The sequence below is a fragment of the Catenibacterium sp. co_0103 genome, assembly GCF_004168205.1.
In the GTDB taxonomy this organism is placed as follows: Bacteria; Bacillota_I; Bacilli_A; order Erysipelotrichales; family Coprobacillaceae; genus Catenibacterium; species Catenibacterium mitsuoka_A.
This window is the reverse complement of sequence record NZ_RCYB01000075.1, coordinates 1-9,710: the sequence shown is the minus strand read 5'-3', so window position 1 is coordinate 9,710 and position 9,710 is coordinate 1. Positions and strand designations below refer to the sequence as shown.

Annotated in this window: 12 protein-coding genes; 5 read left to right on the top strand and 7 right to left on the bottom strand. The window is 32.1% G+C overall.

The features are described 5' to 3' along the window. Positions 1-195 precede the first annotated feature (195 nt). The 5 genes from EAI80_RS10245 to EAI80_RS10225 all read right to left on the bottom strand — a co-directional run bounded on the left by EAI80_RS10245 (position 196) and on the right by EAI80_RS10225 (position 3,478). The gene (locus tag EAI80_RS10245; protein WP_129981941.1) at positions 196-504 is read right to left on the bottom strand and encodes a hypothetical protein; all 309 of its coding nucleotides are present in this window, start codon (positions 502-504) and stop codon (positions 196-198) included. Between the two features lie 68 nt (positions 505-572). Continuing rightward, positions 573-1,220 carry a YggS family pyridoxal phosphate-dependent enzyme gene (locus EAI80_RS10240; RefSeq protein ID WP_006504461.1) on the bottom strand — a complete coding sequence of 216 codons (648 nt, stop codon included), beginning with the start codon at positions 1,218-1,220 and terminating at the stop codon, positions 573-575. A 20-nt stretch (positions 1,221-1,240) separates the two neighbouring features. Then, a complete protein-coding gene (locus EAI80_RS10235) occupies positions 1,241-1,822 on the bottom strand; it encodes a DUF3793 family protein (RefSeq protein ID WP_129981940.1) in 582 nt (193 codons plus the stop codon). A gap of 1 nt (position 1,823) precedes the next feature. After that, positions 1,824-2,168: a class Ib ribonucleoside-diphosphate reductase assembly flavoprotein NrdI gene (gene nrdI / locus EAI80_RS10230; RefSeq protein WP_055234096.1), complete on the bottom strand. Its 345-nt coding sequence runs from the start codon at positions 2,166-2,168 to the stop codon at positions 1,824-1,826. 416 nt (positions 2,169-2,584) lie between these two features. Further along, positions 2,585-3,478 carry a hypothetical protein gene (locus EAI80_RS10225; protein ID WP_129981939.1) on the bottom strand — a complete coding sequence of 298 codons (894 nt, stop codon included), beginning with the start codon at positions 3,476-3,478 and terminating at the stop codon, positions 2,585-2,587. 154 nt (positions 3,479-3,632) lie between these two features. On the opposite strand from EAI80_RS10225, the gene EAI80_RS10220 reads away from it, so the two are divergent. Genes EAI80_RS10220 through EAI80_RS10210 form a run of 3 tightly spaced genes read left to right on the top strand, consistent with a single transcriptional unit; the run spans position 3,633 to position 4,802 of the window. Next, positions 3,633-3,968 carry a PadR family transcriptional regulator gene (locus tag EAI80_RS10220; RefSeq protein WP_129981938.1) on the top strand — a complete coding sequence of 112 codons (336 nt, stop codon included), beginning with the start codon at positions 3,633-3,635 and terminating at the stop codon, positions 3,966-3,968. Further along, a complete protein-coding gene (locus tag EAI80_RS10215; RefSeq protein WP_129981937.1) occupies positions 3,958-4,335 on the top strand; it encodes a DUF6120 family protein in 378 nt (125 codons plus the stop codon). Before EAI80_RS10220 ends, EAI80_RS10215 begins: the two co-directional genes overlap by 11 nt. An 11-nt stretch (positions 4,336-4,346) precedes the next feature. Further along, positions 4,347-4,802 (top strand): hypothetical protein, encoded by a 456-nt coding sequence (locus tag EAI80_RS10210; protein WP_129981936.1) that lies wholly within the window; start codon positions 4,347-4,349, stop codon positions 4,800-4,802. 180 nt (positions 4,803-4,982) lie between these two features. Here the strand turns inward: EAI80_RS10210 and EAI80_RS10205 are convergent, their stop codons facing one another. Then, positions 4,983-7,349, bottom strand: coding sequence for a ribonucleoside triphosphate reductase (locus EAI80_RS10205; protein WP_129981935.1), 2,367 nt, complete (start codon positions 7,347-7,349; stop codon positions 4,983-4,985). 4 nt (positions 7,350-7,353) lie between these two features. Then, positions 7,354-8,499, bottom strand: a complete 1,146-nt coding sequence (locus tag EAI80_RS10200) for an anaerobic ribonucleoside-triphosphate reductase activating protein (protein ID WP_129981934.1) — start codon at positions 8,497-8,499, stop codon at positions 7,354-7,356. A 311-nt stretch (positions 8,500-8,810) separates the two neighbouring features. On the opposite strand from EAI80_RS10200, the gene EAI80_RS10195 reads away from it, so the two are divergent. Beyond that, positions 8,811-9,467, top strand: a complete 657-nt coding sequence (locus EAI80_RS10195) for an IS607 family transposase (protein ID WP_193760864.1) — start codon at positions 8,811-8,813, stop codon at positions 9,465-9,467. Further along, the coding region (locus tag EAI80_RS10190; RefSeq protein ID WP_153188260.1) for a helix-turn-helix domain-containing protein at positions 9,397-9,710 on the top strand (314 nt) is incomplete at its 3' end. The genes EAI80_RS10195 and EAI80_RS10190, both read left to right, overlap by 71 nt.

The window sequence follows — 9,710 nt, the reverse complement described above, 5'->3', positions numbered from 1 at the left end:
GTTGTTTACGAGCTTACCTTATGGATGTCTCAAGTTATATTGATTAACTTCTCTTCAGTGATATGATATCACTTCTAGATAAAATAAAAAACTAGAATTATTACTTGATTAACTTCTAGTTCTATAATACGAAAAGCCCTCCTTCTTTCTATAATTATACCTGTATAGAGAACTTTTTCACTATTCTTTCACTATTTATTCATTATCACACTTTTCTATATCCTCAATATCAGGAATAGTACCTAGTTTAAGTGAATCACTATAATACTCTCCATTACAACATTGAACACTTCCGTTAAAACCTTTATCAGATAAAAGTTTCATTAACCTTTGTACCTGTTTTGCATCATCATCACTCATAGAACCATCAAAATACAACATTAATTCAATCTTTTTATCCTTATCACTTGTGAACTTATGATAATCTTTGATAAATCCTCTACGCTTATTACATTTTACACTCTGTACATCATATTTAATTGTATCAAGAATCTTGTGAGTCATATAATAATCCACATTTCCCATTCTAAACACAAATCCCTAGAAACATATGTTTCTAGGGATGTTTTTAATTATTCATCAAATAATGCATGACCGAGTCTTACCATTGTACTACCTTCTGCAACCGCAATAGGGAAGTCATGTGTCATACCCATTGATAGTTCAGTCAATTGATAGTTAGGATAAGATTCCTGTAGTTTAGTTAATAGGTCTTTAGTTGCTTTAAAGTATTGTCTTGTTTCTTCTACTTCAATATTAGGAGCCATCATCATTAATCCTCTAGGATTTAAATGTGGTTTATCTTTTAAGTAGTCCATCACTTCATTCATTTCTTCTTCATTAAAGCCATGTTTAGATTCTTCTTTCGCAATATTAACCTGTAATAAGATATCCATAACTAAATCATGTTTAGCTGCCTGTTTCTCTATTTCATCAATTAATCTATAGTTTGCGACAGAATGAATCATCTGTACCTTATCAATAATATACTTTACTTTATTGGTTTGTAGTGTGCCAATAAAATGCCATACACCTTTTCCATGGTAGTCTTCATACTTCTTTAAGAAGTCCTGTACTTTATTTTCACCATAGATCATAACACCACATTCTTCTAGCTTCTCTACTTCTTTTTCATCAATATATTTAGTTGCTGCAACAAGCTTCGCTGGTTTAACAGCTTCTAATAATCTTTTGGTTTCTGTTTCATTTACTCTCATCATTTATAACCACCTCGAAAATATTATAATTCATTTAAGGTAAAAGAAAAAGGCTGATTATCAGCCTGATTAAGGATTTGTGACAAAGAATAGCCCTGCTCATAAAGGAGTATGAATTCTTTTTTACAACAGTCAAATTGTTTAAAGAGACTTTCTTTCTCACGTTTATTTTCATATACCTTCCAATAGCCACAACATTGACACTTCTTATGATGTACAAACCCCCATACATCAGCAAGTGGATAACCCAAAAATAACCCTATTTCGTGTGGATATTGACTCATCTCAAGACGTTTCTCTAGATGAGATAGAATATCATGATCAGGATAATCATATTGTTTCAGAAAGGATTGAATGTCTTTGTTAGTCATTAAGTAATTGAGTGAGGAAGGCAGATATACATATACTGTATAACGACCATGAGTATAAAAGAGATTTATTCGTAATCCTTGAAGGTTAAGAATCTGATCATAATATTCTACAAGTTCATGAACATCTGAATATCTATTATCAAGATGAAACATACTACCTAACTTACGCTTGATCAAGGTAGGTGTGCAATGCGTAAGAAGAAGATGTTCAAATTGATGATATCCTAAGGTCATATTAAAGTAACTCTTTGATGGCTTCTACATCTTCATCAGTACCATCATTTTCTACTTTATAAAGACATGGAACATGATAATCTTCACTGATCTTATCACCAGCTAAACAATATGCTTCACCATATCCTGTATCACCAGATGCAATAACACCTTTAATAGATGGATTGTTTTCTAAGAAGTCTGATACTTCATAAGGAACATCTCCAAAGCCATCTGTATAAGTAAATAAGATATAGTCTTCAGAAACCTTTTCTGTACCATCTTCAATATGTAATGCGTCTGTAATACCTAGTTTTCCAATTAATGCTTCTACATTTCCAGTTCTTGATGCATAGACTACTTTCATTGTTGACCTCCTGGTTAGTTCTTACTAACTATCTATAGGTTAGCATACACTAACTCTGTAGTCAAGTGTTTTATAAATTAAAAGACTGTTGAATATTCAACAGCCTCATATTTGTATCAACAAACAAAGTATATCAATAACAGTGATTGGTCTTTTCCTGTGTATTAATTCTTTTTCTTATACAAAAGATACATAGTTATTACAACTATAGCACAGGCAGTAGATACAGTAAATAGTCCATAATAATAATCAGAATGCTGGTAAAAATTATTAATATATTGAAATAGCCACAAATTTATTGCAGATAGTATCATACAACCATAAGTTGTTAAAATAAACAAAAATACTATCTTTAATAATTTCTTTAATGTATTCATTTTATTATGTCCTCGCAATTCATTATAACCATCTTAGGATTATGAACAAGTTACTATGCCACCGTGATTTCCAGGATACCCTGTATAAGATGCTTTGGGTGTGAGTGTTATTCCTGCAGAAACCGAACCCTTTGATATACTAATTCCAAATGTTGTTGTACTCATAAATGTTTTATGACTATACAAATAACGCACATTGAAATATTTTACCTTTCCACTTACTACTCCTGTTGTAGAAAAAGAGCCATCATATAAATATGCATAGTATTGATCACCTTTTACTTTTAATGGGAATGACCATCCATATGAACCAGTAACACCTTGATCACCTTTATTAGTCGCTGACTTCGTCCATGTTTTTACACTTGTTGGAGATTTAAATTCTTTATATTTCAATGAAGAAGTAACTGATGATACTTTCTTAAAATTATGATTATTGTCCGCTTCATATGCCATCGCAAAAGCATCATTTCCATACTCTTCAGGTGTTCCACTCCAGCTAAAACTTACTGTAGCCTTAACGGTAGACAATCCAGTTTTAGAATTATAACTTAATGTATTTTTCTTAACACTGAACTTAATTTTTGAAGATGCTTTTACAGACATTTCCTCTGTTCCATCATAATTCTTTATCGCATCAATTTGCGAATCTGTATAATTGTATCTTTTCAATTCCTCTATAGATTTACCTTTTAATTCATAAATGTGATTTTTAAAACGATCAATATCTTTTTCTGCCTTATTTAACTTCACTGCATTACTATCAGTTTCAGACAGCATATATTTAGATTTAGTTATATTGTATTCATTTTTCAAAAGAAGATATTGATTAATAACTGCATCATTCGAAGCAGAAACTTCAGTTTTAGATAACGTTACTGCACAAGCAGTTATTAAAAAAGATAATGCAATTAATTTGTACTTTTTTTTCATGTTTTCAACCTCCGTTTAGTTATAGTACAGATGTAAACGTTTACTACACTTAAATACTAGCATGTCACTTGTATCTTTGTCAACAACTATATAGTTTTTCTATATATTGCACAACAAATATATTAATGTTACTATTTTCTATGGAGGAAACACTATGCCAAAAAAGAATAATAACTTCTTTAAGTTAGAAATGTTATTTCTTAAGATTCTTTCAATAAGAGATTGTTATGGGTATGAGATCACTCATTCCATTAAAGAACTTACAAATGGTAAGATAGATATCAAAGAAGGAAGTATGTATCCTGTTCTTTATAAGTTTGAAGATCTAGGCTATATATCAAGTGAGAAAAAGCTTGTTGGAAAGAGAATGACAAGAATATATTATCATTTGGAGCCATCTGGAAAAGAGTACCTAGAGGGCATATACAAAGAATACAAAGAGATGACAAGTATTATTGATACATTTATGGAGGAAGAGCATGACTTATAATAAAAACGTTAAAAAGTATATTAAACAATTTAAGTATCTATTTGCTTCTTATGGTAAATCTGAAAAAGAATATATAAGAAAGCTCATAGATAATATTGATGATGGTTCTCATGATATGACATATGATGAAATCGTAGAAAGACTTGGTACACCCAAGGAAGTGATTATTAGTTACTATGAGCAAGAGGATATGGATCGTCTGATTGAAAAAGCAAAGGTAAGAAGATTATTAAAGAATTTCTTATCAGTTGCGCTTGTTGTATTATTAGTATTCTTATGCTATAAAGCATATATTTACCAAAAGACTTTTGAAGAAATAAGAGATTCAAAAGGTGGATATTTTGAAGAAACAATTGAAATCAAATAAGGAGAATGAACATGATAAGAAAAATAATCACCATTTTATGTATTTCTTTTTTAGCATTTTCTCACTCTGTCTTAAATGCATCTGCTTTCGAAACAAATCCAACTAGGATATATGCAAAAGAAGAGTTAGAAAATGGTTATTACTTAGAAACTGTTATTACAACAAATTATACACAAGCAAGGTCTTCTATTAGAAATGGCACAAAAACTGCAACTTATAGAGATATCAATGGAAAAGCTCTATGGTCTATTACCGTTAATGGGAAATCAGCAACATGTACTAGCTCAACATATAGTAAAGCCAATTATTCAACAAGCTGGAAATTGAGTAATGCGAAAGCTTCAAAAAATGGTGCAGCTGCATCTGCAAGCATAACAGCTAAGCAATATCATCAAAATGGATCACTACAAAAAACAATAAATAAAACTGTAAAACTTACTTGTAGTCCTAACGGTTCATTATCTTAAAACAATCTTCTTACATTTGAAACAATACAGACCAATGTTTCAAGAAACTATTATTTGTTTAAAACTTCCACCAATTAGATGTATATCAAAACACAATAAAGACTGTGAGATCCAATGATCTCACAGTCTTCTTTTTACTTTGAAAGAAATGGGCATCACTATGAGTGATGCCCACTTTGGTTATGATCTTTCTTCTATATACTTTCTAATATTAGACACGTTCACATATTTTGCATAACTCTTATCATTCGCAACGACAAGAGTAGGGGCCTGCATGACAGAAAATCTCTTTGTGAGGTCTACTTGTTCTTCTGCATCTATTAATTCATAGTCTACATGTTCATCTTCTAATATCTTCTTAATAATACGACAGTTAGGACATGTTTTTGTTGTGAATAAATAAAGCTTTTCATTCTGTATAACAGGTTGTGCCTGTTCTTCTTTGATCTTCTTCATATGTCTGCCACTTAGTACTGAGTGACCCATATCATATGTTTTACGTTCCTTGAATTCCTGTGCTTTACCTTCATTCCAGTTCTTAACTGGTCTATAGTAACCTGTAATACGGCTCCATACTTCTGTTGGTTTACCACATACAGGACATATAGGCTGTTCACCTACAAGATAACCATGATCTTCACAAATAGAGTAAGTAGGTGAAATGGTATAATAAGGAAGTTTATAGTTTTCTGCAATCTTTCTTACAAGTGTTGCAGCACCTTTCCAGTCTGGTAGTTTTTCACCTAAGAAAGCATGGAATACAGTACCTGATGTATAGAGAGTCTGTAATTCATCCTGAATATCTAAGGCAGTAAATAAGTCATCTGTATAACCTACTGGTAAATGAGATGAGTTTGTATAATAAGGTGTATTACCCTCTTTAGTGGCAGTAATGATATCTGGATATTTCTTCTTATCATGTTTCGCAAGACGATAAGATGTAGATTCTGCAGGTGTTGCTTCCAGGTTATATAAGTCACCATATTCTTCCTGATAGATCACTAATCTTTCACGCATATGGTTTAATACATCCTTCGCAAATTCCTGTGCATCTGTATGTGTTAAGTCTTCTTTAAGCCAGTTCGCATTGAGTGTAGCTTCATTCATACCTACTAAGCCAATAGTAGAGAAATGATTCTTAAATGAACCTAAATAACGTTTTGTATAAGGATAGAGACCTTCTTCTAATAACTTACTAATCACATCTCTTTTTACCTTTAATGATCTTGCACCAAGATCCATTAAGTGATCTAATCTTTCATAGAACTCATGCTCATTATGAGATAAATAAGCAATACGTGGAAGGTTAATAGTAACGACACCTACTGATCCTGTTGATTCACCTGAACCAAAGAATCCTCCACTTTTTCTTCTTAATTCTCTTAAGTCAAGTCTTAATCGACAACACATTGATCTGACATCACTTGGTTCCATATCTGAATTAATATAGTTAGAGAAATAGGGTGTACCAAACTTTGCAGTCATTTCAAATAATAGTTTATTATTTTCTGTTTCAGACCAATCAAAATCCTTTGTGATAGAGTAAGTAGGAATAGGGTACTGGAATCCACGACCATTCGCATCGCCTTCAATCATGACTTCAATAAAGGCTTTATTGATCATGTCCATTTCTTTCTGACAATCCTTATAACGGAAGTCCATTTCTTTTCCACCAACTATCGCATTGAGTTCAGCTAAGTCATTTGGTACTGTCCAATCTAAAGTAATATTAGAGAAAGGAGCCTGTGTTCCCCAGCGTGAAGGTGTATTGACACCATAAATAAATGATTCAATACATTTCTTCACTTGATCATAAGGAAGATTATCTACCTTCACAAATGGTGCTAAGTAAGTATCAAAAGAAGAGAAAGCCTGAGCACCTGCCCATTCATTCTGCATAATACCTAAGAAGTTCACCATCTGGTTACATAATGATGCAAGATGTTTTGCTGGTTTAGATGTAATCTTACCTGGAATACCTCCTAAACCTTCCTGAATTAATTGTTTTAAAGACCATCCTGCGCAATAACCTGTTAACATACTTAAATCATGAATATGGAAATCCCCATCTCTATGTGCATCCGCAATCTCCTGATCATATATTTCAGATAACCAATAATTTGCAGTAATTGCACCACTGTTACTTAGAATCAACCCACCAACAGAATAAGTGACAGTAGAATTCTCTTTTACTCTCCAGTCAGTCGCATTCACATAACTATTCACTAGATCCTTATAATCAAGAATCGTAGACTTCATATTTCTTACTTTCTCTCTCTGTTTACGATATAGAATATAAGACTTCGCCACATCACTATAACCTGCCTGTGATAAGATATCCTCTACACTATCCTGGATATCTTCTACTGCAATCTTATGATCCTTGATCTTCTTTTCAAAATCACTTGTAACCTTTAATGCAAGCATGTCAATCACACTAGGATGATATTCTTTCTTTAATGAAATAAATGCTTTTTCAATCGCACGGGTTATTTTCTTTAAATCAAATTCTGTAATCTTACCATCTCTTTTAATGACCTGGTACATATTATCATATCCTTTCTTCTATCCCTCTGATTTCACATTCATCAACATATTCTTCTAAAATCTTTTTATAACTCTGAAGTGTTTCTAATGAGCATGCATGTAAACCTTCTTGAATCACATTCTCATTATCTTCAAAGTTTTGAAGATAATAACGCTTAGCACCTTTGATCCATTCTCCAATTAGTCTCATATCATTTTCTGTATGAAATTCTTTAATGATTGTCGTTCTGAATTCATAATCTACATGATTCTCTAATAAATACTGGACTGTTGTCTTAATAGAATCAAGACGATACCCTTCTAAACCAATTGTCTTATTGTATTTCTTAGGCGCATTCTTGATATCTACAGCTACATAATCAACAAGACCTTCTTCTACTAATTCTTTTAACTTATTAGGAAAAGATCCATTTGTATCTAATTTAATAGAGTATCCCATATCCTTGATCACTCTTAAGAAATCCACAATACCCGCCTGTAATAAAGGTTCTCCACCTGTAATACATACGCCCTCTAGTATATTCTGTCTCTTTTCTAAGAATTCAAGAACATCTTCCTGTTCAATCTCTACCATATTTTCTGGTAAGAAGACTAAATCAGAATTATGACAGAAAGGACATTTAAAATTACATCCTCCAGTAAATAGAGTACATGCCATTTTTCCTGGATAATCTAGAAGAGTGAGCTTTTGAAAACCAAAGATACGGAAATGATTCTGGTATGTTGGTTCTTCTATTGCTTTCTTAACTAAAAGATGCATTGTCTTTTCTAATTGATCTACTTCTTCTAAAGTCAAATCAGATGTTAAATGAGACCACCAGTCTTTTCTCGCAAGATACATTTCTGTAATCACATCTTTCGCTTTAGGTGTTGTTTTAAGTATCTTAGAACGTTTATCTAGATTATTCTCTTCTATACGAATATAACCTGCATCATGTAATTTAGATACACTCTTTGTGATTGTACCTTTATCTACAGAACCACTAGAAGACAATTCCTTCATAGTAATACCAGGATGTTCATGAATCATCATTAGATTCACAACCTGTCCATAACCTATATCATATTTCTTTAATCTATTATCATAATACTTAATAGCTGCACGATATAGTAATGCATTATCACTCATGAAGTTCTCTTTCTTATCCATCTCTCTCACCTCTTTAGTTGACTATCCAACTATATTAAGTCTAGCACCAAAAGAGAGCGTATGCAATTGTTGTGAAAATGTTTGCACATTATCATCTCCTATATACAGTATATACTAATTAATTAAGTAATGCATTGAAGTTATAAGCGATAAAACCTATATAAAGGAGTTAAGAAAAAATATTTGATTATATCTTAGCTAAATGGTTCCATGATATAATTATTATTAAGAAGAAAATCTAAGTAACTGAATATATTGACTGTTGTGTTTGAATGTGCTCATAGGGGAATGTTAAAATGAACACATCAAATATCAAAAATTATAAGCCAAAAGATTTTGCTGAACTTTTAGGTGTTTCTGTTAAGACATTACAACGTTGGGACAGAGAAGGTACTTTAAAGGCAAACCGAACTCTAACTAATAGGCGTTATTACACATATGATCAGTATCTACAATTCAAAGGTATGAATATTGAAAATGATAAACGTCAGGTGGTTATTTATGCCAGAGTGTCTACAAAGAATCAAAAAGATGACTTACAAAATCAAGTTGCATTTTTAAGACAGTTTTGTAATGCAAGAGGAATTATTGTAAATCAGTGTATTGAAGATTATGGAAGTGGCCTTAATTACAACTGTAAAAAGTGGAACGAATTATTAGATGAAGTAATGGAACAAAAAATCAAGACAATAGTAGTAACCCATAAAGATAGATTTATCAGATTTGGTTATGACTGGTTTGAGAAATTCTGTAAAAAGTTTAATACAACCCTAGTGGTAGTAAACAATGAAGAACTATCGCCACAGGAAGAACTCGTGCAGGATATTGTTTCAATACTCCATGTGTTCTCATGCAGGCTGTATGGGCTTCGTAAGTATAAAAAACAGATAGAAAGGGATGAGGAAATTGCTGAAGAGCTTCAAGACGGAAATAAATCCAACAGAGGAGCAGAAAGTCAGGATTCGTAAAACAATAGGTACTTGCAGATTTATCTATAATTTCTATCTTGCTCATAATAAGGAGCTTCATGAAAGTGGCAAAAAGTTTATGAGCAGCAGTCAGTTTAGAGTATGGCTTAACAATGAGTATCTTCCGAATCATCCAGAATATTCCTGGATCAAGGAAGCTTACTCAAAATCGGTAACACAGGCAGTAAATAACGGCCAGACCGCATTTGAAAACTTTTTTAAGCACAAGAGTGCCTTTCCAAA

Excerpts from the sequence above, each read along its gene's own strand:
- EAI80_RS10245 (WP_129981941.1), bottom strand. The coding sequence starts at position 504 with ATGACTCACAAGATTCTTGATACAATTAAATATGATGTACAGAGTGTA.
- EAI80_RS10240 (WP_006504461.1), bottom strand. The coding sequence starts at position 1,220 with ATGATGAGAGTAAATGAAACAGAAACCAAAAGATTATTAGAAGCTGTT.
- EAI80_RS10235 (WP_129981940.1), bottom strand. The coding sequence starts at position 1,822 with ATGACCTTAGGATATCATCAATTTGAACATCTTCTTCTTACGCATTGC.
- nrdI (WP_055234096.1), bottom strand. The coding sequence starts at position 2,168 with ATGAAAGTAGTCTATGCATCAAGAACTGGAAATGTAGAAGCATTAATT.
- EAI80_RS10225 (WP_129981939.1), bottom strand. The coding sequence starts at position 3,478 with ATGAAAAAAAAGTACAAATTAATTGCATTATCTTTTTTAATAACTGCT.
- EAI80_RS10220 (WP_129981938.1), top strand. The coding sequence starts at position 3,633 with ATGCCAAAAAAGAATAATAACTTCTTTAAGTTAGAAATGTTATTTCTT.
- EAI80_RS10215 (WP_129981937.1), top strand. The coding sequence starts at position 3,958 with ATGACTTATAATAAAAACGTTAAAAAGTATATTAAACAATTTAAGTAT.
- EAI80_RS10210 (WP_129981936.1), top strand. The coding sequence starts at position 4,347 with ATGATAAGAAAAATAATCACCATTTTATGTATTTCTTTTTTAGCATTT.
- EAI80_RS10205 (WP_129981935.1), bottom strand. The coding sequence starts at position 7,349 with ATGTACCAGGTCATTAAAAGAGATGGTAAGATTACAGAATTTGATTTA.
- EAI80_RS10200 (WP_129981934.1), bottom strand. The coding sequence starts at position 8,499 with ATGGATAAGAAAGAGAACTTCATGAGTGATAATGCATTACTATATCGT.